The sequence below is a fragment of the Flavobacteriales bacterium genome (assembly GCA_016704485.1).
Classification (GTDB): domain Bacteria; phylum Bacteroidota; class Bacteroidia; order Flavobacteriales_F; family PHOS-HE28; genus PHOS-HE28.
Genome location: JADJAA010000002.1, coordinates 523,354 through 548,064, shown reverse-complemented (window position 1 = coordinate 548,064; position 24,711 = coordinate 523,354). Strand labels below are relative to the sequence as shown.

Genomic DNA, 24,711 nt, shown 5'->3' with positions numbered 1-24,711 from the left:
ATGCGCGTACACGCCAACGACGGAGTTTCGGCCCAAGCAAAAGAGAGCTTGGTAGAGGAGGGTTTCAAGGTGACAACGGATCACGTTCCACAGGACCGATTGCAGGCCTATTTGAACAAGGAAAAAGTGGATGTGCTGCTTGTGCGCAGTGCTACCAAAGTGCGACAGGACCTCATTGACGCATGCCCGAACTTGAAGTTGATCGGCCGAGGTGGCGTAGGCATGGACAATATCGATGTGGCCTATGCGCGCAGCAAGGGACTGACCGTGATCAACACACCGGCATCATCGAGCATTAGTGTTGCAGAGTTGGTAATGGCCCATCTATTCGGCATGATGCGCAACCTGCACAAAGCAAACCGCGCAATGCCGAACGAAGGTGCTTCACGTTTCAAGGAATTGAAAAAAGAATGCGAGAAAGGTAGCGAACTTCGTGGAAAAACGCTGGGCGTGATCGGTTTCGGACGAATTGGACAATGGACAGCCCGCTATGCGATCGGGGTCGGGATGCGTGTGATCTATGCGGATCATACCGCAACTGCTGAAGCTATCGACCTGGATATTGGCGGTACATCCATCCGCGTACCAGTGAAATTGGTGGAGATCGATGAATTATTGAAGAATTCAGATGCGATCACAATTCATGTCCCAGCACAAAAGGATGGACAACCGGTGATGGGTGAAGCAGAGCTTAGCAAGGTAAAGCCCGGTGTTGTGATCGTTAATACAGCACGAGGTGGCTGCTTAGATGAAACGGCGTTGATCAAAGCCTTGAGCGACGGTCGCGTTCGTGCGGCTGCCATTGATGTTTTCGTGAATGAGCCAACACCAAGTGCGGAGATCCTTTCGTCAGAAGATCTGAGTCTTAGCCCACATATCGGTGCAGCTACTGCGGAAGCACAAGGCCGTGTCGGTGATGAGTTGGCGGACCAGATCATCTCCTGGCGCAGCACGGTGACGGTGAACGGATGATCGAGCTACGGCCGTTCCGTGCGTGGCGCCCAGCGGCGGATAAGGCCCATTTGGTGGGTACCCGTTCCTTCGTCTCCTATACTGCTGAGCAACTTGCAGAAAAGCTAGCCGGTAACCCCTACACGTTCCTGCATGTGGTCCATCCGGATGAAGGATCGAGCCCCGACCTTACGCGAAGCGACCGTTTCCATCGAACACGCATCGCCTTCAAAGCCTTTTGTGATGAAGATGTTGTTGTGCGCGATCCCGAACCCTGCATCTATATCTACGAACAGACCGGCAGAGGGAACCTTTCCAGAGGGGTCATTACAGGCGTTAGCGTCAAGGCTTATCAAGAAGGGCTGGTAAAAGTGCATGAACAAACGCTCACTGCACGCGAAACGCTATTCACGGAATACCTCCAGCACACCGGGATCAATGCGGAACCCGTCTTATTGACAACACCCGAAGGTACAGGTTGGGAATCCCTGCTGGACCCCTATCTGAACACACGACCCGATCACGATTTTACAACCACCGATCGTGTGCGTCATCGCCTTTGGGCGGTTCCTGACCCCAAATTCCGCGAAGACCTCCAACGCCGTTTCGCGGAGCTTCCTGCGCTGTATATTGCAGATGGACATCACCGCATGGCAAGCAGTGCGCGCTTGGCCGTTACTAGTGGATGTACTGATGTTGACCCTTCGGCCTGGTGCCTTGCGTTCATCGTACCACATTCGCAACTGTACATCTACAATTACGATCGCGCCGTAACCACGTTGAATGGCCTCACCAATGAACAATTACTGGATGAATTGAGCAAGATCGGGGAGCTGAAGCAGGTTTCCTCACCCTATGCTGCTCCTGGAATAGTTGCGGTTCGGAATTCAGATCATTGGTATACGCTGCGATTACCAGCCGCTCCGGAAGGTGCTTCCCCCGTTAGTAAATTGGACGCGGCACGGCTGAGTGAATTGGTATTGGGGCCTATTCTCGGTATCCACGATCTACGCACCGACCCGAACATCACCTTTATTCCGGGCATCAATGGTACACGCGCATTGGATGAGATCGTGGAGAATGGAAATGCAGTGCTTGCGTTCCATCTCTTCCCAATAAGTTTCGATGAGCTGAAGAATGTCGCTGATACGGGCGGCACCATGCCTCCGAAAAGCACGTACATAGAGCCCAAGTTGAGAAGCGGACTTACCGTTTACTCGTTGGAGGATGTTTGATCTTGCCACATGACCATTGATCGTGCAGGTTTAGAACAACGGTACAATGCGGTAAAAGCGTCATTGCCAAGCAACGTGAAGCTCATTGCCGTGAGCAAGACCAGAACGGTTGAAGAAATACAGGCATTGTACGATCTCGGACATCGCGCTTTCGGTGAGAATTACCCGCAGGAGGTTCGCGATAAACAGGCGCTACTACCAGCCGATATCGAGTGGCATTTCATTGGCCATCTGCAAAGCAACAAAGTGAAGTACATCGCTCCGTTCATTCATTTAGTACACGCGGTTGATGGGGAAAAACTGTTGAACGAGATCCAGAAACGAGCAAGTTCGGCGGAAAGGACCATAGATGTGCTGCTACAGGTCCACATTGCAGAGGAGGAAACGAAACATGGTCTGAACAACCAAGAGATCGGTCTCTTGCTCGAGAATGACCTAGCTGCGAAATGGCCGAATGTGCGGATCCGTGGCCTGATGGGAATGGCGACCAACACGGAGAATGAGCTCTCCGTTAGCAAAGAGTTTGCGGAGCTGAACGAACTGTTCCTATCGCTGCGGACGAACAATGATGTGGATCCTACTTTGTTCAGCGAATTGAGCATGGGCATGAGCGGAGACGCCCAATTAGCCATAGCGAACGGAAGCACCATGGTGAGGATCGGTACAGCGATCTTCGGGGAACGGTAGTTCGCCTTCATTCGGTACTACGCTGAATCGTTTTACGTCCAACTGCTGGACACTGGGGACGAATTGTGCATATCTTCCTGACCAATTGAAGGCAACCCTCTGATCCAAAACGCGTCTGTTCATCGTATATTCGTATCAAATTCCGGTAGAATGAGGCTAACCGCTACCCTGTCTTTTATATGCTTTATCTGCGTTGCTACCTACGGCCAGCGTAATGTTGAGGTGGGTCTATCGACCGGTATTACCAACTATTACGGTGATCTTGGAAACGTGGATAGCCCCATGCAGTGGAACAGCACGCGTCCCGGAATGATGATCACGTTCCGTGATTTTCTCAACAACCCAAAACGGTACGTTACACGTTCATTGACCGCCGAAGCGCGGATCAGTTGGTTCCGTACGGGTTATGACGAACGCTCACCGATAAAAGGCAAGGAGGTTGGTGAATTGCGCAATTACAAACGTGGGTTAAGTTTCAGGAATGACCTGATCGGCACCAGCGGCCACTTGGTACTGAATGCATACCGCGAGCCTTATCAACCGTTGTTCCAGCAGAAGTTCTTCATGTTCTTCCACCTTGGTTTAGGCGTGTATTACGGTAAACCGAAAGCCGATCTTTTCAATGGTGCAGTTGATATCAACAACCGCTACTATTGGTGGGAAGATGGTACCGTTCGGGATGCACCACGGGGCTCCCCAACTTCCAATGTTATTGAGCGTGATGGCAAGTATGAGACAGACCTCTATAGCTGGCAAACCGAAGGAGGTGATGGCAAGGGTGAGGCGTCGCGTAGATCCAAGGTCTCTCCGTTCCACATCGGTGTGCCTATCGGAGCAGGTGTCCGGTATATGCTTTCCAAGGACCTCAGCCTCGGCGTAGAGTTCACCTATTTGATGTTCACCACTGATATGATCGACGATGTGAGCGATGCGTACTCAACCTATGCTGAGATCGACGAAGCCTACGAAGGTGATCCCGGCAAACAGGAATTGGCACGTTACATCAGTGACCCTACCGGCTGGGGTACGGATGGCTATGTAAGCGAGCGCACTTCCAAGCGTGGTAACCCAGGCCTGTTGGATAACTTCAGTTACATGGGCTTTGAGCTTTCCTACAAATTCAAACGCCGCCCAGCACGCAGGAGCTATGCCCGGATGTAGACCTACCCTATCCTTATTTCATTGCGCAAAGGCCTTTATGGGGCCTTTGTTGTTTTGTGGGGGTGCCGATATCTTGTTAGCGGTGATTCTCTTGCAAAGATCAAGAACCTGCAAGGTGCTATATTTGAAGACAACCAGCTGGATAACATATACGTAAACAGTGACCAGATGTAGTAGCATATCCGGAACTTCCGGATATGCAGACGTTGTCTTCAATTCCGCTGAAACAGTAACTTTCCACAATGGCTGAAAGTGAATCCGAAATGATCTTGTTCCAATCTTCAGATGAACTTGTTGAACTCAATGTCATTCTTGATAGCGAGGTGGATACGGTCTGGGCAAGTGGTAAACAGATCGAAGAGTTGTTTGACAAGACTCGAAGAACGGTTGGCGGACACATTCAAAACCTCTATGCCGAAGGTGAACTTGACGAAAGTTCAACTAGGCGGAAATTCCGCCTAGTTCAAACGGAGGGTAGTCGGCAGATAACCAGGGAGATAGAGCATTTCAATCTAGATGTGGTCATCTCTGTTGGCTATAGAGTGAAGTCCCAAAGAGGAGTCGAATTCAGAAAATGGGCGACTGAACGCCTCAAAGAACACCTGGTTCGGGGATATACGATCAACGAACGAATACTCAAGGACAAACAGGGCGAACTCGAAGGATTGAGAAACGCAATAAGTGCACTGACTGAGCAACGAATTCTAGATGGCGAGAAGCTTACTTCTGGTTTTTTGAACATCATCACGGCATATTCCAGATCATTCGAACTTCTGAATCAATTCGATAGCAGCAGTCTCGAAATTAGTGGACTCAATGATGACGTCATTTATAAAATAAACTATGTAGAGGTAAAATCAGCAATTGCGGAACTGAAAGACAATCTCATAGAAAAGGGGGAAGCGAGCGAACTCTTCGGAAACGAAAAGGATAGATCATTCGCTGGGATCCTTGGAAGCATATCTCAAACTGTATTTGGGCAACTCGCTTATCCCTCGGTTGAGGAACAGGCTGCCCAACTTCTTTATTCAATAATCAAAGGACATGCATTCAGCGATGGGAATAAGAGGATCGGATCATTTATATTCGTTTGGTACCTTGAGCAGAACAAACATCGCTTGAAAAAAAACGGGATGCCGAAGATCGACGAGAACACACTTGTTGCCTTGGCATTGGCTGTTGCACAAAGCCCATCTGAACAGAGAGAACTAATGATAAAGCTGATAATCAATCTTGTGAAAAACTGAAGATATCATTCTGTCATAGTATGGCCGCCTATAGCCAGCGCACGATCTGAGCCACAGGCCAAACAGCCAAACCGTTGCTCAACCTTATCCACTATCCCATCCACTAACCACCCCTCTCTTACCTTTGCGCTATGGCCACTACTATTACGAAGACCAAGCGCATGGATATCGCTTTCGCAGCGCTGTTGAGCGATGATGATGTGCAGATCCTAACTGCGCTGACCCGAATAGAAGAGGATGGAGATGCACGCGCCATCAAGCCGTTGCTGCAGGCGCTCGGTCGCACAAAGGATGCGAAGATCCAGAACCGGATCACGAGCCTCTTGTTCCAAGTAAAAGCCAAGGATGCCACGAATCAACTCTTTGCAGCACTGGAAGACCCTACCCTGTTGGATGTTCGGCAGACCATTCTTGCAACCTTCTGGAACGCGGGTCTGGATCTGCGTGATCATTTGGATCGGTTCGTTGACCTAGCCATTTCCGGAGATGCGGGTGAATGTTTTGAATGCCTGACCGTGATCGAGAATCAGGAAATATGGCCGGAGAAAGACGCACGTCTCGCTTTGAAAAAGGTGAGTAGTGCTGCAAAGTCTGAGACCGATGCATACAAGAAGGCCATACTGGAAGACCTTGTTAAGGCCTTGGAATACCGACTGGGTGTTGAGTAGCACAGAAATTGCATTGACCGGATCGTCGAACACGGATCACTTGCACCCACGTGATCAACCTAGAATTGAATGCGGATAGTCATCAGCCTATTACTTACCATTATTGCCCACACTTCTAGTGCGCAGAACGTATTGATCAGCAACGCCAATAATCCGAATGAGCCGAGCATCATGTTCGATCCGAACAACATCAGTGCGATGGTGGCCGCGGCTAACTTGGACAATGTGTACACAAGTAATGATGGGGGCAATACATGGTCGGAACAGACCTTGACTTCACCGTATGGTGTGTGGGGCGATCCAGCGCTCGATGTGGATACTGCGGGGAATTTCTACTTCTTCCACCTTTCCAACCCACCCGGAGGTAATTGGATCGATCGCATTGTCTGCCAAAGATCCACAGACGATGGTGCAACCTGGTCCGAAGGCACATTTACCGGGCTCAACGGAACCAAAGCGCAGGACAAACAATGGAGCGTGATCGATCGGAGCAACAATAACATCCACCTTTCGTGGACTCAGTTCGATGATTACGGATCCGGTGACCCCAACGATAAGAGCATTATTCTTTACGCACATTCTTTCGACGGTGGTGCCACGTGGTCCACGCCTATAAAGATCAATGAAGTAGATGGGGATTGCATTGATTCTGACAACACAGTGGAAGGTGCTACACCAGCGATCGGTCCGAATGGTGAAGTATACGTTGCATGGACAGGTCCGAATGGTCTTGTTTTCAATCGTTCTTTGGACAACGGAATAACTTGGCTTAGCGAAGAGATCTCCATCGACCCAATGCCAGAAGGTTGGGACCTTGTGATTCCCGGTTTTGGGCGTGCCAATGGGCTTCCCATTACAAAATGCGACCTGAGCGGTGGACCGAACCATGGGACTATCTACGTGAATTGGGGTGATCAACGAAATGGCCCGGATGATACCGATATCTGGCTCACCAAGTCTACCGACGGCGGAACTACATGGAGCGCTCCCGCTCGTGTGAATGATGATACACCCGGAAAGCATCAGTTCTTTTCCTGGATGGATATCGACCAGACCAACGGTCACCTCTATTTCGTTTTCTACGACCGCAGAACCTATGACGATACGCAGACCGATGTCTACATGGCCATTTCAGCTGATGGCGGCACCAGCTTCCTCAATCGGAAGATCAGCGAATCACCATTCATACCCAATGATGGCGTCTTTTTCGGGGACTACACCAACATCGTAGCGCACAACGATACCATTCGCCCTATTTGGACGCGCTTGCACAATGGCCAACTTAGCATTTGGACGAACGTTACACCGCTCCAGGAAATTTTGACCAACGTTGAAACCATACCAACGGATCAAACCGAGGCCATTGACAGTTTTCCGAACCCGAGTTCAGGAATAGCCTATGTGTCTTTCAAATTACACGACCAAGCCGTTGTTCGACTGGAGATCCTGGATCAAGAAGGAAAACTCCTCCATTCGATCAAGAACGATGAGCAAATGGGCTACGGTAAATATGTGATTCCGATCAATACCGGTGAACTTGGCTTAGCGGCGGGCAGCTATTTCTATAGACTGAACATCAACGGCAAGGTTGAGACCATGAAGGCGATCGTGGTGAATTGAATGTTCAAGGCTATCGCCTCTTTTGAATCACGTTACTGCCGTTGTACGACCCTTTCTGGGTCGAAATACTTGCTGGGTATGTCCGAGATCTAATCTCTTTGACCCATTTCAGGGTCGGATAAAGCGGATGTTTCGACCCTGAAATGGGTCGTAGATATCAGAAAAACATAACACGATGCTGTGTTTTGACCCAGAAAGGGTCGCAGAAGCTGTGTTTTCAATGAATGCACCCGTTTGAGCAAAAGAAAGCCCAAACTGAATGTTGGACTCAACGCCCTAGAGACCTATCCCACTTATCCTTCCAACGCTTTCTGGATCCGCTCGTTGATCCCACTGGTATCCGCTGGCACGAATGTCATTCCGGTTATCCGTTCGTACAACTCAACGTAGCGATCGGTGACGCTCTGCACAAAGGCATCGTCCATTTCCGGGACCTGTTGCCCTTCCTTGCCCATGAAGCCTCCGGCGATCAACCACTCGCGGACGAATTCTTTGCTCAATTGCTTCTGCCGTTCGCCATTGGCTTGGCGCTCGGCATATCCATCCGCATAGAAATAGCGTGAACTATCCGGCGTGTGGATCTCATCGATCAACAGGATCTCTCCCGTTCGCGTGCGACCGAACTCGTATTTCGTATCCACCAACAGCAGGCCTTGTTCACTCGCGATCCGGGTGCCCTCAGCAAACAACGCCAACGCATAGCGGCTCATGGTCTGCCATTCCACTTCCGTGCAAAGTCCGCTTTTCAGGATCTGGTCAGGCGAGATATCTTCATCATGCCCTTCATCGGCCTTAGTGCTGGGTGTGATCAATGGTTCAGGAAAGCGGTCATTCTCCTTCATGTCCTCCGGTAACACTGCTCCGCATAATGTTCGCGCGCCGGTCTGATACGTGCGCCAAGCATGGCCCGCCAAGTAACCGCGTACCACCATTTCCACCTTTACGGTTTCGCAGCGTTTGCCAATGACGACGTTGGGATCCGGCGCTGATAGGGCCCAGTTCGGTGCAATGTGCCGTGTGGCCTGCAACATGTGCCAGCTCAATTGGCTCAACACTTGGCCTTTGTGCGGAATGCCGCGTGGCAACACCACATCGAACGCGCTGATACGGTCGGTCGCTACCAAGATGGTGCGGCCATCGTTCAGGTGATAGACATCTCGGACCTTACCGTGATAGACGCTTTCCAACTTGGCAAGCTTAAGATCGGAACGCATTAATGTTCCGGACAAGGTCGTGGTCATTTTTTGTCCGCTTTATTGCCCTCTTCCAACTTGGAAAAAGCGCGTAGAACGCGGATCACCAGTTCATGGCGGATCACGTCCTTTTCATCCAACTCCACCACGTTGATGCCATCCACACCAGTTAGCATCCGCACTACCGGGAGCAATCCGCTCGGCTGGCGATCGGGAAGATCCACCTGTGTCATATCACCCGTGATCACGAATTTGGCGTTCCGTCCCATACGGGTCAGGAACATCTTCAGCTGTGGCAAGGTTGCATTCTGTGCTTCGTCCAGGATCACGAATGCATGATCCAATGTGCGCCCACGCATAAAGGCCAAAGGCGCGATCTGGATCACCCCTTCATCCAAATATTCCGCCAGACGGGCTGCTGGGATCATGTCCTTGAGCGCATCATACAACGGTTGTAGGTAAGGATCCAGTTTTTCCTTGAGGTCACCAGGCAAGAAACCGAGGTTCTCCCCTGCTTCCACTGCTGGTCTGGTAAGAATAATACGACGCACTTGGCGCTCCTTCAGTGCACGTACAGCCAGTGCAACGGCTGTATACGTCTTACCGGTACCGGCCGGGCCAATGGCAAAGACCATATCGCCCTCATCCACCGCTTTCACCAGTTTTTGCTGATTGGCCGTCCGCGCTTTTACGCGCAGGCCCGCATTGCCGAATACCAGAACGTCAGGTTCTTCGCCCCCATTTGCGCCTTTTTCACCGGCCCCCATGATATCATCCAACACTTTTCGCGGCATTTCATTGTAGCGTGCCACGTGCTCTACGAGTTCTTTGAATCGTTCCTCGAATAGAGCAATGTCGGCTTCAGCACCGGTTACTTTGATCGTATCACCTCTGGCGATAATGCTGAGTTTCGGAAAAATGCCTTTGATAATGCGAAGGTTGCTATCATTGGCTCCAAGCACCAATACTGGATCGATGCCTTCTATGGTAATTAGCTTCTCGTTCAATTCTGTGAGTTTGCGTCGGATCATTTACCGGAACGACCGCTGAAAAGCTACGATCTTTTTGTCAAGATCAAAATCGTTCGGCGAATTTTCTTTCAGTTCTTTTTTACCTTCTCAGTGTGGATTAGTCTTTTGGGAACTCCGTTTCCGAGGTTCCTATCCCATTATGTTTGATGGCCCTAAAGGTAATCCTAGCGCTCAGGTTTTCCCATGGCCATAATTACACTCACCACGGACATGGGTCTTAAGGACCACTATGTCGCATCCATCAAAGGCTCCATTCTGAGCCAATGTCCGGATTCGATGATCGTGGATGTGAGCCATTTGATCAAACCATTCAATAATTCCCAAGCGGCATTCGTGCTTCGGCAGGCCTACCCGAATTTCCCGCGAGGCACCATTCACATCATTGGCGTGAATCCCGAGGCCGATGGACAAACACAACATCTTGTGGTACGCCACGACGGGCATTATTTCATTGGTGCGGACAATGGCATCTTCGCACTCTTGTTCGATAGTAAACCACACGAAGCGTTCGAATTGACCATGCTGTTGGATGAGGACCATGCTGCCTTCCCTACCAAAAGTGTCTTCGTCAAAGCAGCCTGCCACCTTGCACGTGGCGGTACTCCGGATGTTATTGGCAGAAAGGTAACCCGGATAAAGGACCAGATCGGATTCCAACCAGCCACTGACGCTCAGAGCATTCGGGCGAAAGTGGTCTACATCGACTCGTACGGCAATCTTGTCACCAATGTGCGAAAGCAACTATTCGACGAGGTCGGTAAAGGGCGAACATTCAAGATCGGTTTTGGCAGAACAGTATATGATATCGCGAAGATCGATAAGACCTACGCTGATGTCCCGGCTGGTGATCGCGTCGCATTCTTCGGTGCCGGTGGACTCCTGGAGATCGCTGTGAATAAAGGCGTGGAAGGCAGTGGTGGCGGAGCTGCCAGACTGTTCGGAGTACACGAGTCAGATGCCGTACGGATCGATTTTGGCGATTGGGTGAGATGATCATTCGTATCGTTAAAATGACCTTTGCTCAGGAACATATCGGAACGTTCCAAAAGCTTTTCGAAGGTTGGAAACCGAAGATCCGTAGTTTTCCGGGGTGTTCCCATCTGGAATTGTTGCACGACCGGGATGATCCACGGGTCTTTTTTACCTACAGCCACTGGAATGTCGTTTCCGATCTTGAAGCATATCGTGTATCCGAGGTATTCGCATCCGTATGGCCCGTAGTTAAACAACTTTTCGAGGAAAAGGCGGAAGCTTGGACGGTGGATCGGGAGCATTAGGCGCCATGATCCTGTTCAGTGCGTAGTGGCTGTTGGGTCACGAAAGCCTTGGCATGATTTCTGGGTTAAGCGCGTTTCAACGATCTTAGCCCCATGTTCCGATCCCTATTATTTGCGATTCTAGTTCTTCCTGTTGCGCTATCCGCCCAAACATCCGCTGACGAGTTATTAGCGAAAGCGACAAATGCGTATGCCGCCGAGACCTATGATCTAGCTCAGGCCTATGCCGATAGCGCGATCGCCCTGAACGGTGAGCTGCCCGGCGCGCATAAATTGAGAGGTGACATAAAGCAGCGCCAGAAAAATTTGCACGGTGCCTTGCTGGATTATGTCATCGCCGAGAAACTGGATGATACCGATCCGCGGCTTTTTGTAAGCCGCAGTGCGATCCACATCACAGAAGGCCGTTTGAAGGATGCGATACAAGACATCAACCGGGCGTTGAAATTGGATCCGGATGACGGAGATGCCTATTACAACGAGGCATGTGCCAACTATCTAGGATTGGATAATAGCGCCGCTTTGCGATCCTTGGATCGTGCGTTGGATCTGAAACCTGCCAGTGCCGACGCACTTTTCCTACGAGGCGTAGTAAAAGGTGAACTTTACAAAGAAGAAGATGGATTTGAGGACATTGAAGCTGCATTGAAAATAAAGCCCGGTATTGTTGGGGGTGACATGAGTGCGGCTATTTTATTGTTCGAGATGGAACGATACGATGAAGCAATTGAGCGCTTGACCAAGGTGATCACTACGGACTCTCTGAACCTGGCCGAAGCACATTATTATCGTGCTGAGTGCTATTATGGTCTGGAGAACAAGGAAAAGGCATGTGCAGATTGGAGGGTCTGTGGCGAGATGGGCGATTCCCAGGCGCAATACATCGTCCGGAATTACTGCAACTCAGAGGAGACGAAGATCCCGAAGAAGCCGAAAAGGGAACGTAAATCGGTCATTGAATTCTGATCTTGCTCTTATCTCGGAATAGATCTTCCAACGCAATTTCCGGTTGAACAACGGTAGTGGTATTACGGCCACACTCCCCTTCTTTTCACAGAACGGCATGGATCATCCAAGCAACGGCATTCGTTCTCGTTCTAGGCACGCTTATCTTGCGGCCCGTTCGGTATGAGGGCATTGATATTGAAAGAGCTCCGAGGCTTCCTTGGTTCACTGATAGGCCAGATCGTTGTGGTGGTATTCCTACTGCTCACGGGCTTATTCCTGTGGGTATTCCCGAACAACATCCTTGATTCCGGTTACGCTGACCTTGGGCCGCTCTTCTTCATAGCACCATGGGTGTTCCTGTTTCTTGTTCCTGCGATCACCATGCGCAGTTTCAGTGAGGAAAAAAGAAACGGGACCATCGAATTCCTGCTCACGAAACCACTATCGGAAATGCATGTGGTGCTTGCCAAGTACGGTGCTTCCGTTCTCTTGGTCCTTTTCGCGCTATTTCCGACGCTCATTTATGTTTGGGTGGTGGACCATTTGGCCTTGGCGCACGCTTTCCCAAGTGATGCCATCGCAAGTTCAATTGCCGTGCGCACCTGGTCCATCACCGGTATTGTGCTGGCCATTATGATCTGGTCCGTATTCAAAAAAGGATCGCGCAGCACGCCGAAATGGACCATGGCGAAACTGATCCAAGCCGTATTCATCCGCGTGGTGATCGCCGGAGGGGTTGCATTACTCGTGCACACGCTACTCTCCTTTAGTGGGATCGATCAAGGAGCGACATGGGGATCCTACATCGGCTTATTCTTGCTGGCGGCATGTTTCGCGGCCATTGGCATTTTCGCATCGTCCCTTACCGATAGCCAGATCGTGGCCTTTCTCATTGCAGTGTTCATCTCATTCTTTCTGTACTTGGGATTTGATCTGATCGCAAGCTTCCAAACATTCGGTGCCTTTGAAGGCATCATTCGAGCCATTGGAATACAGTCGCATTATGAAAGTATGAGCCGCGGTGTCCTGGATCTGCGCGATGTGCTCTATTACGTTGGAGTCATTACCGTCTTCGTTCTGTTGACGCGTACGGTCCTGCAAAGTCGTAAATGGTGATGGCAAAAAGCGCAACATCATCTCCTCGGAACCGGAGCAGCCGTTCGGGCGACCTTCTGGAACTGGCTATCGGCGTGGGGATCGTGTGTGTGGTCCTGTTCATCGGTTCCTTCTTGCGCGTACGGGCCGACCTTACAAATGAGCAGCGCTTTACCCTCACGCCGGCGACCCGTGAAATGGTGGAGGAATTGCCGGATATCGTTTATGTAAAAGTGTATTTGACCGGTGGCTTGCCGGCTGATCTGCAACGGTTATCGCAAGCCGCGAAAGATCTCTTGGATGAAATGCGGGCCTATCAACCTGACAAGATCCAATACAGCTTCATTGACCCGAATGCCAGTACGGACGAAAAGACCAGGAAGCAGATCTACGACCAATTGCAAGAACAGGGTCTGACGTATAGCAGCATTCGCCTTCAGGAAGCTGGTGCGTATTCAGAGCGGATCATTTTCCCTGGTGCGTTGGTAACATACCGCGATAAGACCGTTCCCGTGCAGCTGCTCAAGACGCAACTGCGTGCCCCGGATGCGGAGATCGTGAACCGTTCGCTGAATAACCTCGAGTATGAAATGGCCAGCGCATTCAGACAGGCCATTACACTGAAGAAACCGCGGATCGCGTTCCTCGAAGGGCAAGGTGAACTCTCCGGTATGCAGATCGCGGACATGACCAACCTGCTTAAGGAGCAATACGATGTCAGCACCGTTCGGATCGACGAGAAGTTGGATGCGCTCAGCATAAGACCGGAGAAAATGAATTTCCGCGTGAACAACTATGATGCGCTGATCATCGCTAAGCCGGATAGCACATTCGCTGGACGTGATCGGTATGTCATTGATCAGTTCATCATGAACGGCGGTAAGGTCCTTTGGCTGATCGATGCAATGAACGCGAACCTGGATAGCTTGCGCACGAATCAGGTATCCATGGCACGGCCGTACGACCTTGATCTGGACGATCAATTATTCGCCTACGGTGTTCGCCTGAACAAAGACCTGTTGCTGGATCGCAATTGCGCACCGATCGAGATCTATACGCAACCGTACGGTAATCAACGGAAATTGGAGCGCTTCCCGTGGTACTTCGAACCCGTGATCATTCCAACAAGTGGGCACCCTATCGTATCGAACCTGGACCCGATCCACCTGCGCTTCGTTGGCAGCTTGGATACCATCGCGACCGACAATGTGAAGAAAACGATACTGCTCTCAACATCGGCTTATACCCGGATGTTGAGGAATCCGGTCCGCGTGAGCCTTGGCGTAGTGGAGGCGGATATGGGTTTCGACCGGACGACCACACCCTATTTGCCTGTGGCCGTTTTGTTGGAAGGAAATTTCACATCCGCATTCGTTGATCTCTTGCCGAAGGAATTTACGGACGACCCAACGGTCGGATACCGCGAACAAGGAGCCCGGACCGCTCAGATCGTTATCTCCGATGGCAACGTTATCGAGAACCGGATCGACCCGGCCAAAGAAATGTTCTACATGCTTGGCTTCGATCGCTATGCCAATTCAAAGATCTACGGGAATCGCGAACTGTTGATCAATTGCATGAACTACCTGTTAGATGATAAGGCACTGATCAGCATACGTTCCAGAGCGATCGCCCTAAGACAGCTGGATCCGCAACGTGTGGCTATGGAACGCTCCTTTTGGCAGATCATCGCCGTTGCATTACCGATCCTGATCAGTATTCTCGCAGGCATCGCTTATCACTTGTATCGTCGTCGCAGATCAACTTTCACCGCATGAACAAAAAAGGCATTCTGATCTTGACGCTTGCCGTACTTGGTGCTGTGGCATGGTGGCTGAACACGCGTTCATCGGCTACGACACTGGATGTGCCGTTGAGCGATTTCGCCATTGCGGATACGGCCGGGGTTACGCGCATTTACATCGTGGATCAGCATAAAAAAAGCATTGATCTGCGACGAACCGCGAACGGCTGGACATTGAACAATGACCTCATACCGCAACAACAGCGTGTGGACCTGCTTCTACGCACCTTCAAACGCATCGAGGTGCGCAGCCCTGTGGCCAAAAGTGCGGAAGCGTACACCTTGCGTGAAATGGCTGCCGGAGGCAAAAAAGTAGAGATCTATGAAGGCGGCAATGAACCCAGCAAGATCTGGATCGTTGGGCACGCAACAAAAGACCACTTCGGCACTTACATGTTGCTTGAAAAGCCCGGTATCGGCAGGAGCAGTAACCCCTTTGAGATGAACATGGCAGGATTCTCCGGAGTGCTGAACACACGGTTCAACACCGTTCTGGATGATTGGCGCGCACCGACCGTGTTCCACTTTGCCGACCTGTATGACCTTGCTGGCGTGCAGAGTGAATTTCCACATAACGCAAAGGCGTCCTACCGTATTGAACAAAATGAAAAGGGTGATGTCCAGCTCACCACGCTGCAAGGAGTGCCCCTTCCGATGGATACTTTTTTGGTCAAAGGTGCCTTACTCGCTTATCAGAATTTGAACTACGAGTATATCGATCGTACCATGAAACCGGTGAAGCGTGATTCGTTATTGACGGCCCTGCCGCACCATGTGATCAAGACATTCAACCGAAATGGAAGCGAGCAGGAGGTTAAATTCTGGTATATGCCTTACACGGGAACGGAGCCTACTTTCGATGTATCTCAGCCACTGTACGACAAGGATAGGATGTATGCCTTGGTGGAGGATTCCTTGGTCACGGTAGTTCAGCGTACCACGTTCAATTCATGGATAAAGGCCGTTCCATGTTAATAAGATCGGGCTTTTTTGAGGACCTGTCCGGCTACCTTTGCGATCCAAAATACAATCTAGACAGCCCGATGAAATTCATCGTATCCAGTACCGCTCTTCTTAAGCAGCTCCAATCGTTACAAGGCGTACTTGCCAGTAGCAACACATTGCCCATTCTTGATAATTTCCTTTTTGAGATAGACGGAAAGCAATTGACCGTAACCGCCAGTGATCTGGAGACCACGATCACCGCAAGCATGCCGGTGGAAGCCAAGGACAAAGGCAGCGTGGCAATTCCTGCCCGGATCATTCTGGATACCTTGAAAGCGTTCCCTGAGCAACCGCTCACCTTCACCATTGATGCGAAACACCACGGTGTGGAGATCAACAGCGATCAGGGTAAGTATAAGATGACCGGTTTCAGCGGTGCTGAATTCCCGAAAAGCCCGGTGCTGGAAAATGCGACCGACCTTATCATCCCTGCTGGTACGCTGGCTACGGCGATCAACAAGGCGATCTTCGCTACGGGTAATGACGATCTGCGCCCTGTGATGAGCGGGATCTATTTCGAAATGACGGAAGAGGATATCCGTTTCGTGGCCACTGACGCTCACAAACTGGTGCGTTATAAGCGCACGGACATCAGTGCGCCAAAGGCTGCTTCGTTCATCGTTCCAAAAAAACCACTGAACTTATTGAAGAACACGCTGGCGAATACGAATGCCGACGTGACCATGCAATTCAATGAGAACAATGTCTCGTTCAAATTTGATAACACCTTGCTTGTTTGCCGTTTGATCGATGGCAAATACCCGAATTATGAGGCTGTGATCCCTAAAACGAATCCGAACAAGCTCACGATCGATCGTGCTTCATTCCTAGGTTCGATCCGACGCGTTTCGATCTTCGCGAACAAGACCACCCATCAGGTCCGTTTGCATATCAACGGAAGTCAATTGACCATTAGCTCAGAAGATCTGGATTTCGCCAATGAGGCCAAGGAGAACATGACCTGTGATTATGATGGCGAGGAAATGACCATTGGGTTCAACTCCCGCTTTCTGATCGAGATGTTACAGAACATGGATACGGAACACGTGATCCTTGAGATGAGCGCTCCGAACCGCGCGGGCATCCTATTGCCAGGAGAGGCCAGCGAACATGGAGAAGATGTTCTCATGTTGGTGATGCCTGTAATGCTGAACAATTGATCGGCACGGTTTTTCCATAAGGAACACAAACTTGAACCGAGATGATGAAGAACCTAACGATAGCGCTTTCACTGTTCATTCTGATGAGTGCGAATAAGTGTAAGAATGATACCGATGGCGGTACCAAGAGCATGGATGCAATGTCATCGATCGCGGATACCAAGTGGGTACTGCAGTCCTTAGGTGGAAATGCGCTGGATCTTCCGGAAGGAACCGAGCAACCCTGGTTGAAATTGGCCGGAGAGAACTTCGAAGGATTCGGTGGCTGTAATAGCCTGATGGGAACCGGAGTTGCCTTGGCGGGTGATGCGCTCAGCTTTAAGAGCATTGGATCCACTAAAAAGTATTGCGCTGACGTTCAGCCGACCGAGGATGCTATAAAATCCATGCTTGGAAAAGTGGACAGTTACAAAATGGAGGATGGCCTGCTTAAGCTGATCGGCGAAGGCACCGAACTTGCCGCCTTGAAAGGGATGTAAGCACTAGAAAGTATTAATTGAAAGCCCTTCTGCTCTTTGTGGAAGGGCTTTTTCTTTTTTTGTAAGCGTGACTTCTGTTGCTGCACTCGGCAATTTTTATTGAAGGCCATCCAAAGGCCCGGTGCTGCTTGTCCGATTGGGATCGTATGGTCCTTTCCGTGGATCCATTTCCTGCTGCGGAGGATCCTTGACCCGGTGTGCGGTAGACCACGCGAATGCCATGCAGACCGGCTTCCGTTGGCAAATTCAAATTCTCAAGTTCATCCGGTTCATTTTCGTCCTCATCGTCAAATGTGATCGACACTGGGTCCTGCACGGCCGGCGCAACATCACGGGAGAAATAGGCAATGAAAATACCACTGACGAGACCCCACAGATGGCTCTCCCAACTAATGTGCGGCACCAATGGGAATATGCCCCAAAGCAGCGATCCATAGAGGAAAACCACCAACAGCGACAGTGCCATCAACGTCCGTTGTTTGCGCAATAATCCACTCATGAACAGGAACGCGGCCATGCCATAGACGACCCCGCTCGCCCCAAGATGATAGTTCTCCCTGCCCATTAACCAAACGCACGCACCACCGAACAACCACACGAACGCGATCACGCTACCTGCCTTGCGCGGGTAGAAATACATAAGGCTCCAGCCCAACATGAACACAGCAATGGAGTTGTTCCAAAGGTGTTGCAGATGATCGGAATGATCATGTAACAACGGCGCAACGAGTATTCCGACCAACCCTTTTGTATGCCTTGGTAACACCGCATAATTGCTCAATTCAAGTTGAAAGGTCTCGTCGACGAAATAGATACACCAAAGGAGTATCACAGCCAAGGCCGGCAGTATGGCCGCCATGACCATTCGCGAGCTTTTCTTTTCGGGTCCTCCGGTTACGGGATCTGTTCGTAGTGCTTCCAAGACGATCTGGTTTAACAATATCCACGCCGCAAGAATTTTCGGACATTGTGACAGCGCGTACCTTTGCTCTAAGCATGAGAACTACCGTTTTTTCGATCATTACGTTACTCGTCGTGGCGATCTTGGCAATTTCGGCGAGATCGAGCGTAAACGGACCTCGACCGGATGCTTCAATAATGGTATCCAATTCGATCCAGGATCTTAAACCACCCAGTGAATTGGCCCTCGTAATGCGTGCATTGGCCATACATGCGGATAGCGTGAAGGCTACGCTTGGTACGAAGCGCACGTTACCTCCCTACCCGACCGAAGCAGCCACTTTGCTCACTGCGAAAGCTACCGATGGCATCCACATTGACCCCATTACATTCCCCACGTTTGCGCATGACTATTTGAAAAAACTGGACGTGCTGTACAAAGCAAAAAAGAAAGATCGAGCCCTTGCTTACAACGCATTGATACTTGGGTGCGCCACTTGCCACACGACGCATTGTCCGGGGCCATTGATGCGCATTAAGAAGATGTACGCGCCGATCACCGACAAGTAGATTTTGGATCAGATCCTACACGTCACGACCTTTCCGCCTGGTGTGCGGCAACCTCCGGGGTAGAATCCGCCGACCTTCAGCTTCTCGCCCAATAGAAATCCGGTAACATCCTCCGCGCCTTTTTGTTCCGCAGCGCGGATCACTAATTCCGCAGTGGCCTCGGCGTCATTTCCTGCGCGGTGGTGTTGTAGTGGAATGCCGTGTCGCACACAGAGCGTTTTCAGATCGTTCTTTGGAAAGCCCGGCCACACTTTGCGCGCCATGCTCACGCTACAGAAATACTGGAACGTTGGGTGCGGAATGGAATGACTTGCCAACGTACTGCGCAACACGCCCATATCGAAACTCGCATTGTGCGCTACGATGGTTGCGCCACTCAAGACTTCAGCCACTTCTGGCCAGATCTCTTCCCAACGCGGCGCATCGGACACATGCTCTGGCCGGATCCCATGAACCGCAACATTCCACGGACTGAAATACGGCCAATACCGCGGCTTGATCAACCAGTTCTTGACTTCACGCACCACGCCGCCTCTCACAATTGCAATGCCCAATTCGCATGGGCTATCCAATTGCGGTGTGGCAGTCTCAAAATCAAGTGCAAGAAAATCCATCGTTGGCACGAAGGTCGGGAAGGTTGGGGATAATTTTAAGAGCAAGGTGCTCCTCAAAATATTAGACCATTGGATGCGGAGGAACTCTGGATGAAACGATCCAAGCATTTACAACCCTACAACTTCACCACCTCAGCATCTGCCAAGGCTCCGTATAGCTTCTTCGCTGTTGCCTCGCTAATGTTCACAAGCGGTAAACGCATGGTATCCTCACAGATCCCGAGGACTTTCAGGACGTGCTTTATTCCACCTGGATTCCCTTCAACGAAGAGTAAGTTGATCACATCGTGCAGCCGGAAATGTTCCTTGCGCGCGGTTTCGAGATCACCCTTTAACGCTGCATTAACCAAAGCACCGAATTCACTCGGGAGCGCGTTGCCGACCACGCTGATCACGCCCTCCGCTCCTAGCGCTATCAGTGGGAATGTTAAGGCATCATCGCCGCTGATCACCATAAAATCCGCAGGGCGGTATTTGAGGATGGTGCCGATCTGGTCCAGATTTCCGCTGGCCTCTTTGATCGCGATAATGTTCTTGAGATCCTTGGCCAACCGCAAGGTGGTCTCGGCTGCCATGTTGCTGCCTGTGCGGCCTGGCACGTTGTAGAGAATGATCGGGCGAAGACTGGAACCGGCAATTGCCTTGTAGTGCTGGTAGATCCCTTCTTGGGTCGGCTTGTTGTAGTATGGACTCACGCTAAGTATTGCATCCACGCCGTCCATGTCGAAGGACTGGAACTGCTCGATCACTTCAGCTGTGCTATTTCCTCCAATTCCGAGTACGATCGGAACGCGATTCCGAACGATCTCTTTGGTAGAGATCAGTAGCTGTTCCTTTTCCTTCTTGGTCAACGTAACGCTTTCTCCCGTGGTGCCCATGCTCACCACATAATCCACACCACCAAGGATCTGGTGCTCGATCAATTTTTCCAGACCCACGTGATCTACCTGGCCATTGGAACGGAACGGAGTGACCAAGGCTACACCTAGGCCGCGGAAACGATCATCCATTGTGTGAATTGCGTTTTATGAATTGGAATAGGATGCTTGCTCGGAGTTGATCATGAGCAAATACCGGTGTACTTGTTGGATCAGTTGCGGTAAGCTTTGACCACCAGCCATATCGATCATCATATCCAGGATCCGCTTGTTGCTATCACTCAGCCGCCCAACCTTGAAACGTGCGCGGCTCTTGGCCATGATGTATTGTATCGGTAAGCGGTCCTCCAAGGTGAGGTCAATGATCACATCATATTCCTCGGCCATGAAATTCTCTACGGTGTTACCATGTGGAATGCGGTACCAATTCAGGTCTTTTAGTGTGAACGAGTCGAAGTTCAACTTGGCGTGCAGGTAATGAGGCTGGATCTTACTATCCACAAAACCGATCGCCATGATATGCGTAATGCCAATATCCTCCTTGATCCGCTTCACATAGTTACGCACTTGGTTGTGCGCTGCTTCATCTTCGATCACGTAAACGATGGCCACCTTACGCGCTGCACTGAGGTTACGTGGCAGCGGCTTTCTACCCTGCGGCAGATCACGCAGCAAACGCCGGATGCCCATCCACTCTTTGAAACGGTCGAACAATTTCATGGGTGGATCATCCGATCGAATTCGTCCTCATCAATGACCTGCACCTTCAATTGCTCAGCTTTGGTGCGCTTTGCCGGCCCCATATCCGCTCCTGCCAGTACATAACTGGTCTTGCTGGATATGGACCCAGAGACCTTGCCACCGTTATGTTCTATCGCTTCTTTGATGCTATCTCGCGTGTAGTTCCGGAACACTCCGGAGACCACGAAGGTCTTATCTTTAAGCTTATCTCCGACCAACGTTATTTCAGAGGGGTCCAATTCCATGCGCACGCCATGGTCCTTTAGTTGTTGCAGAACGTCCCGATTCCCTTGTACAGCAAAGAAATCCACAATGCTCTCCGCGATGACCGGACCTACTTCTTCCATGCCCACAAGTGCCTGCTGATCCAGATCTACCAATCGTTCCATACTACCTACGGACCGGGCGATCTTCTTGGCCACTGTTTCGCCCACATGCCTGATCCCTATCGCAAATAGCACGCGCTCGAACGGGACTTTCTTGCTTGCCTCTATTCCCTTCATGACCTGATCGGCACTTTTTTCACCCCACCCTTTTCCAAGTGCTACAAGTTGATCCTTCTTTAGACTGTAGAGGTCAGCAATGTTATTCACCAATCCTGCTCTGAAGAGTTCTTCGACCGTTTCGCCACCGAGGCCGTCCATATCCATGGCCTTACGCCCTACGAAATGTTGGATCCGTCCAGTGATCTGCGGTGGGCACAAATGTTCATTCGGGCAGTAATGCTGCACCTCTCCTTCCAACCGGATCAACGGCGTATTGCATTCGGGACACCCATCCGGGAACCTCACAGTTGGTGCATCAGCAGGCCGTTGTGTTAGATCCACACCTGTGATCTTGGGTATGATCTCGCCTCCCTTTTCCACTTGGACCATATCGCCAATGTGGAGGTCCAACTTCGCGATCTGATCAGCATTGTGGATCGATGCACGCTTTACTGTAGTTCCCGCTAATTGCACTGGATCCAGCTCCGCGACCGGCGTTATGGCCCCCGTACGACCGACTTGGTAGACCACGTTGTTGAGCCTGGTCAATGCTTGCTCGGCTTGAAATTTATACGCGATCGCCCAGCGCGGACTTTTTGCCGTACTCCCCAATTCCTCCTGTACCGCGATATCATCTACTTTAATTACGACGCCGTCCGTTTCAACTTCCAAGCCATGACGATGCGTATCCCAATGATCAATGAATGCCATGATCCCTTCAAGGTCCGTGGCCCGTTCTATGAAGCGCCGTTCCGGATCAGGTACGTGAAACCCCCATTTACCAGCATTGACCAGATTATCGTAGTGTGATCGTGTAGGCAGATCATCACCTTGCATACCGTGAATGAAGTTGTTCAAGCCTCGTCGCGCAACCTCCTTCGGATCCTGGAGTTTCAGGGAGCCTGCTGCCGTGTTCCGTGGATTGGCATACAATTCCTCTCCTGCCGCTGAGCGCTGTGCATTCAACCTCTCGAATTGTTCGCGCAACAGAACGATCTCTCCTCGCACTTCGAATTCCATTGGCCAACCCTCACCGCGAAGGCGCATCGGAATGGCATGCACCGTGCGAACGTTAGCAGTTACCTCCTCGCCTTTCGTTCCATCCCCGCGTGTTACTCCGCGGACCAACCGGCCATTGGTATACGTAAGGCTGATGGCCACTCCGTCATACTTCAACTCCATGACGTAGGTAGCCTTACCAACTTCCTTATCCACGCGCGCAACGAATTCGGCGACTTCTTCCCGGCTATAGGAATTGCTCAGAGAAAGCATCGGCCACTTATGGGTCGCTGACGGGAAATTCTTGGTGATATCACCTCCAACCCGCTGCGTGGGACTATTCGGATCCGCTAGTTCCGGGTAGGTCGTTTCCAGATCATTCAATTCCTTCAAGAGGCCATCGAACTCTTGATCCGAGATCTCCGGTGAAGCGTTCACGTAGTACAAATAGTTATGATGCTCCAGCACTTTGCCGAGTTCATCCATCCGAAGCTTCGCCGCACTATTCTCCATGGCCTTTACGCTCTTGTCGACGTGCTCTACGGATCTCCTTTCTGGCCCGTTCCACCATAGCTCCCACGCGTAGGCCGGCTTTGGCATAGTAGTTCATATCGCTCAGTGTTATCGTGGTATTCCGATCCGCTGCCAGCACGTGCCTATAGCCGCCGCCAACTCCAACAAAGATCCACCAAAAAACATTGTAATCCACGTGTATGGACGCTTCCAGCGGTACCAGTTCATTCGTGGAATAGGGTCGGAACCGATCTGTGCTGTCGCGATAGCTTGTGCGGTACGTACCAAGACCAACGGAAAGCGGAAGACCAATGGTCCATCGTTCCGTCTCCAAAAGGACCCGCTCATAAGCCAAGGTGGTAAAATCGAAATTGGTCCGAAGTTCCCTTGAACCCAAGCTCCCAAGATCCACATTCTCCTGTATGTAGGGGTTACCCAATCCATAGAATCCAACAGCGATTATGTCCTTTTTCCGTTGTGCGCCCAGTCGGAAACCATAGAATGAAACAGGGTCAGCATTGACGAAGGTGCGGCGGAAATCGAAGTTGAAGAGTACGCGGAATTCGGCTTTGACCTTGGCTGTTGAATCTGCTTCTGCGCGTGCCGAGACCAACCCAGCAGAAAACAACATCAGCGCTATGGCCAACGCCCCTTTCATCGAATAGCACTAATGAAACGTGGATTCCCACTCAGATCCTGTGCAATGTTCACCGACCGATAGCCCATATCGCCAAGCATTACACCCACATCCGTTGCGAAAATTTGATGTCCTTCGAACCAGATAGCGCCGCCAGGAATTAATGCGACCTTGGCTTGTTCAGCGATCCGTCGGTAGAATAGTAAGGGGTCACCATCCTCCACGAACAAAGCCAACCCGGGCTCGTGCTCCCGAACGTGGGTCGCTAGAGAAAGCTCTTCTGTTCGCCGTATATATGGTGGATTGCTCACGATCAGGTCAGTTCCATGTGGAATTGCGAAAGAGTCAGCTAATACATCCGCATTTACGAATTGCACATCCAACTTTGTTGAAATGGCATTACGTTCCGCGATCGCCAGCGCTTGAATTGACACATCCAATCCGATAACGCTCGAATCCGGAAAAGCTTGTTTCAGCGCTAAGGCGATGCAGCCACTTCCCGTCCCAATATCAACAATGCGTTTCGGAACTGATCCGTTGGAAACAATGCGTTCCACCAATTCTTCCGTCTCCGGCCTTGGGATAAGTACACCCGGGCCCACAAAGAGCTCCAAGCCCATGAACAACGCATTGCCCAATACATATTGTAGTGGTTCGCCTCTCACCAATCTGCCCAGCGTTGCTTCAAGATCGTTCTTCTGGTCATCAGTAAGTAGATCCAATGAATGTTGTTCCATTTGATACGCATCCCATCCATATTTATGACGGAAAACTTCTCTCGAAATTGCCCGAGACTCCGTGGCACCATGGATT

The 24,711-nt window shown here is 50.8% G+C and carries 25 protein-coding genes; 16 read left to right on the top strand and 9 right to left on the bottom strand.

The window, feature by feature from the left end:
- The 7 genes from IPF95_13475 (at position 1) to IPF95_13445 (ending at position 7,569) form a co-directional block, all read left to right on the top strand.
- Complete coding sequence (locus IPF95_13475; protein MBK6475694.1) at positions 1-972, top strand: D-2-hydroxyacid dehydrogenase; 972 nt, start codon at positions 1-3, stop codon at positions 970-972.
- Positions 969-2,186 carry a DUF1015 domain-containing protein gene (locus IPF95_13470; protein ID MBK6475693.1) on the top strand — a complete coding sequence of 406 codons (1,218 nt, stop codon included), beginning with the start codon at positions 969-971 and terminating at the stop codon, positions 2,184-2,186. The genes IPF95_13475 and IPF95_13470 overlap by 4 nt, the downstream gene beginning before the upstream one ends.
- A gap of 9 nt (positions 2,187-2,195) precedes the next feature.
- A complete protein-coding gene (locus tag IPF95_13465; protein ID MBK6475692.1) occupies positions 2,196-2,873 on the top strand; it encodes a YggS family pyridoxal phosphate-dependent enzyme in 678 nt (225 codons plus the stop codon).
- A 150-nt stretch (positions 2,874-3,023) separates the two neighbouring features.
- Positions 3,024-4,034, top strand: a complete 1,011-nt coding sequence (locus tag IPF95_13460) for a hypothetical protein (protein MBK6475691.1) — start codon at positions 3,024-3,026, stop codon at positions 4,032-4,034.
- A 263-nt stretch (positions 4,035-4,297) separates the two neighbouring features.
- Positions 4,298-5,281: a virulence protein RhuM/Fic/DOC family protein gene (locus IPF95_13455; protein ID MBK6475690.1), complete on the top strand. Its 984-nt coding sequence runs from the start codon at positions 4,298-4,300 to the stop codon at positions 5,279-5,281.
- Positions 5,282-5,412: 131 nt separating this feature from the next.
- Positions 5,413-5,949, top strand: a complete 537-nt coding sequence (locus tag IPF95_13450; protein MBK6475689.1) for a hypothetical protein — start codon at positions 5,413-5,415, stop codon at positions 5,947-5,949.
- A gap of 69 nt (positions 5,950-6,018) precedes the next feature.
- Complete coding sequence (locus tag IPF95_13445) at positions 6,019-7,569, top strand: T9SS type A sorting domain-containing protein (GenBank protein ID MBK6475688.1); 1,551 nt, start codon at positions 6,019-6,021, stop codon at positions 7,567-7,569.
- 293 nt (positions 7,570-7,862) lie between these two features.
- Here the strand turns inward: IPF95_13445 and IPF95_13440 are convergent, their stop codons facing one another.
- Together IPF95_13440 and IPF95_13435 are read right to left on the bottom strand one after the other, a co-directional pair.
- Positions 7,863-8,810, bottom strand: coding sequence for a phosphoribosylaminoimidazolesuccinocarboxamide synthase (locus IPF95_13440; protein MBK6475687.1), 948 nt, complete (start codon positions 8,808-8,810; stop codon positions 7,863-7,865).
- Complete coding sequence (locus IPF95_13435; GenBank protein ID MBK6475686.1) at positions 8,807-9,769, bottom strand: PhoH family protein; 963 nt, start codon at positions 9,767-9,769, stop codon at positions 8,807-8,809. The genes IPF95_13440 and IPF95_13435 overlap by 4 nt, the downstream gene beginning before the upstream one ends.
- A gap of 207 nt (positions 9,770-9,976) precedes the next feature.
- On the opposite strand from IPF95_13435, the gene IPF95_13430 reads away from it, so the two are divergent.
- The 8 genes from IPF95_13430 (at position 9,977) to IPF95_13395 (ending at position 17,561) form a co-directional block, all read left to right on the top strand.
- A complete protein-coding gene (locus IPF95_13430; protein MBK6475685.1) occupies positions 9,977-10,786 on the top strand; it encodes an SAM-dependent chlorinase/fluorinase in 810 nt (269 codons plus the stop codon).
- Positions 10,783-11,070 carry an antibiotic biosynthesis monooxygenase gene (locus tag IPF95_13425; protein MBK6475684.1) on the top strand — a complete coding sequence of 96 codons (288 nt, stop codon included), beginning with the start codon at positions 10,783-10,785 and terminating at the stop codon, positions 11,068-11,070. The genes IPF95_13430 and IPF95_13425 overlap by 4 nt, the downstream gene beginning before the upstream one ends.
- A gap of 93 nt (positions 11,071-11,163) precedes the next feature.
- Positions 11,164-12,036: a tetratricopeptide repeat protein gene (locus IPF95_13420; GenBank protein ID MBK6475683.1), complete on the top strand. Its 873-nt coding sequence runs from the start codon at positions 11,164-11,166 to the stop codon at positions 12,034-12,036.
- Positions 12,037-12,198: 162 nt separating this feature from the next.
- Entirely contained in the window at positions 12,199-13,134 is a 936-nt protein-coding gene (locus IPF95_13415) for an ABC transporter permease subunit (GenBank protein ID MBK6475682.1), read from the top strand.
- Positions 13,134-14,891, top strand: a complete 1,758-nt coding sequence (gldG, locus tag IPF95_13410) for a gliding motility-associated ABC transporter substrate-binding protein GldG (GenBank protein ID MBK6475681.1) — start codon at positions 13,134-13,136, stop codon at positions 14,889-14,891. Before IPF95_13415 ends, gldG begins: the two co-directional genes overlap by 1 nt.
- A complete protein-coding gene (locus IPF95_13405) occupies positions 14,888-15,892 on the top strand; it encodes a hypothetical protein (GenBank protein ID MBK6475680.1) in 1,005 nt (334 codons plus the stop codon). Before gldG ends, IPF95_13405 begins: the two co-directional genes overlap by 4 nt.
- 68 nt (positions 15,893-15,960) lie before the next feature.
- Complete coding sequence (gene dnaN / locus IPF95_13400; GenBank protein MBK6475679.1) at positions 15,961-17,082, top strand: DNA polymerase III subunit beta; 1,122 nt, start codon at positions 15,961-15,963, stop codon at positions 17,080-17,082.
- A 41-nt stretch (positions 17,083-17,123) separates the two neighbouring features.
- Complete coding sequence (locus IPF95_13395) at positions 17,124-17,561, top strand: META domain-containing protein (GenBank protein ID MBK6475678.1); 438 nt, start codon at positions 17,124-17,126, stop codon at positions 17,559-17,561.
- 13 nt (positions 17,562-17,574) lie between these two features.
- Here IPF95_13395 and IPF95_13390 read toward each other — a convergent pair whose 3' ends face one another.
- Positions 17,575-18,483: a rhomboid family intramembrane serine protease gene (locus IPF95_13390; protein ID MBK6475677.1), complete on the bottom strand. Its 909-nt coding sequence runs from the start codon at positions 18,481-18,483 to the stop codon at positions 17,575-17,577.
- 74 nt (positions 18,484-18,557) lie between these two features.
- Here IPF95_13390 and IPF95_13385 point away from each other — a divergent pair, with 74 nt between their 5' ends.
- Positions 18,558-19,031, top strand: a complete 474-nt coding sequence (locus tag IPF95_13385; protein ID MBK6475676.1) for a hypothetical protein — start codon at positions 18,558-18,560, stop codon at positions 19,029-19,031.
- 8 nt (positions 19,032-19,039) lie between these two features.
- On the opposite strand, the gene IPF95_13380 is transcribed toward IPF95_13385, so the two are convergent.
- The 6 genes from IPF95_13380 to prmC form a co-directional block, all read right to left on the bottom strand.
- Positions 19,040-19,645, bottom strand: coding sequence for a 3'-5' exonuclease (locus IPF95_13380; protein ID MBK6475675.1), 606 nt, complete (start codon positions 19,643-19,645; stop codon positions 19,040-19,042).
- 116 nt (positions 19,646-19,761) lie between these two features.
- Entirely contained in the window at positions 19,762-20,655 is an 894-nt protein-coding gene (locus tag IPF95_13375) for a 4-hydroxy-tetrahydrodipicolinate synthase (GenBank protein ID MBK6475674.1), read from the bottom strand.
- A gap of 15 nt (positions 20,656-20,670) precedes the next feature.
- The gene (locus tag IPF95_13370; GenBank protein ID MBK6475673.1) at positions 20,671-21,243 is read right to left on the bottom strand and encodes a hypothetical protein; all 573 of its coding nucleotides are present in this window, start codon (positions 21,241-21,243) and stop codon (positions 20,671-20,673) included.
- Positions 21,240-23,261 (bottom strand): NAD-dependent DNA ligase LigA, encoded by a 2,022-nt coding sequence (gene ligA, locus IPF95_13365; GenBank protein MBK6475672.1) that lies wholly within the window; start codon positions 23,259-23,261, stop codon positions 21,240-21,242. Before ligA ends, IPF95_13370 begins: the two co-directional genes overlap by 4 nt.
- Positions 23,251-23,919 (bottom strand): hypothetical protein, encoded by a 669-nt coding sequence (locus IPF95_13360; protein ID MBK6475671.1) that lies wholly within the window; start codon positions 23,917-23,919, stop codon positions 23,251-23,253. Before IPF95_13360 ends, ligA begins: the two co-directional genes overlap by 11 nt.
- Positions 23,916-24,635 carry a peptide chain release factor N(5)-glutamine methyltransferase gene (gene prmC / locus IPF95_13355; GenBank protein ID MBK6475670.1) on the bottom strand — a complete coding sequence of 240 codons (720 nt, stop codon included), beginning with the start codon at positions 24,633-24,635 and terminating at the stop codon, positions 23,916-23,918. Before prmC ends, IPF95_13360 begins: the two co-directional genes overlap by 4 nt.
- Between the last annotated feature and the right edge of the window lie 76 nt (positions 24,636-24,711).

Bases quoted from the DNA above. Each gene is read 5' to 3' on its own strand.
- IPF95_13420 (MBK6475683.1), top strand. From the start codon at position 11,164: ATGTTCCGATCCCTATTATTTGCGATTCTAGTTCTTCCTGTTGCGCTA.
- IPF95_13470 (MBK6475693.1), top strand. From the start codon at position 969: ATGATCGAGCTACGGCCGTTCCGTGCGTGGCGCCCAGCGGCGGATAAG.
- IPF95_13405 (MBK6475680.1), top strand. From the start codon at position 14,888: ATGAACAAAAAAGGCATTCTGATCTTGACGCTTGCCGTACTTGGTGCT.
- dnaN (MBK6475679.1), top strand. From the start codon at position 15,961: ATGAAATTCATCGTATCCAGTACCGCTCTTCTTAAGCAGCTCCAATCG.
- gldG (MBK6475681.1), top strand. From the start codon at position 13,134: ATGGCAAAAAGCGCAACATCATCTCCTCGGAACCGGAGCAGCCGTTCG.
- IPF95_13460 (MBK6475691.1), top strand. From the start codon at position 3,024: ATGAGGCTAACCGCTACCCTGTCTTTTATATGCTTTATCTGCGTTGCT.
- IPF95_13375 (MBK6475674.1), bottom strand. From the start codon at position 20,655: ATGGATGATCGTTTCCGCGGCCTAGGTGTAGCCTTGGTCACTCCGTTC.
- IPF95_13395 (MBK6475678.1), top strand. From the start codon at position 17,124: ATGATGAAGAACCTAACGATAGCGCTTTCACTGTTCATTCTGATGAGT.
- IPF95_13415 (MBK6475682.1), top strand. From the start codon at position 12,199: ATGAGGGCATTGATATTGAAAGAGCTCCGAGGCTTCCTTGGTTCACTG.
- IPF95_13445 (MBK6475688.1), top strand. From the start codon at position 6,019: ATGCGGATAGTCATCAGCCTATTACTTACCATTATTGCCCACACTTCT.
- IPF95_13440 (MBK6475687.1), bottom strand. From the start codon at position 8,810: ATGACCACGACCTTGTCCGGAACATTAATGCGTTCCGATCTTAAGCTT.
- IPF95_13430 (MBK6475685.1), top strand. From the start codon at position 9,977: ATGGCCATAATTACACTCACCACGGACATGGGTCTTAAGGACCACTAT.
- IPF95_13360 (MBK6475671.1), bottom strand. From the start codon at position 23,919: ATGAAAGGGGCGTTGGCCATAGCGCTGATGTTGTTTTCTGCTGGGTTG.
- IPF95_13465 (MBK6475692.1), top strand. From the start codon at position 2,196: ATGACCATTGATCGTGCAGGTTTAGAACAACGGTACAATGCGGTAAAA.
- IPF95_13475 (MBK6475694.1), top strand. From the start codon at position 1: ATGCGCGTACACGCCAACGACGGAGTTTCGGCCCAAGCAAAAGAGAGC.
- IPF95_13455 (MBK6475690.1), top strand. From the start codon at position 4,298: ATGATCTTGTTCCAATCTTCAGATGAACTTGTTGAACTCAATGTCATT.
- IPF95_13385 (MBK6475676.1), top strand. From the start codon at position 18,558: ATGAGAACTACCGTTTTTTCGATCATTACGTTACTCGTCGTGGCGATC.
- IPF95_13370 (MBK6475673.1), bottom strand. From the start codon at position 21,243: ATGAAATTGTTCGACCGTTTCAAAGAGTGGATGGGCATCCGGCGTTTG.
- IPF95_13450 (MBK6475689.1), top strand. From the start codon at position 5,413: ATGGCCACTACTATTACGAAGACCAAGCGCATGGATATCGCTTTCGCA.
- ligA (MBK6475672.1), bottom strand. From the start codon at position 23,261: ATGGAGAATAGTGCGGCGAAGCTTCGGATGGATGAACTCGGCAAAGTG.
- IPF95_13425 (MBK6475684.1), top strand. From the start codon at position 10,783: ATGATCATTCGTATCGTTAAAATGACCTTTGCTCAGGAACATATCGGA.
- prmC (MBK6475670.1), bottom strand. From the start codon at position 24,635: ATGGAACAACATTCATTGGATCTACTTACTGATGACCAGAAGAACGAT.
- IPF95_13380 (MBK6475675.1), bottom strand. From the start codon at position 19,645: ATGGATTTTCTTGCACTTGATTTTGAGACTGCCACACCGCAATTGGAT.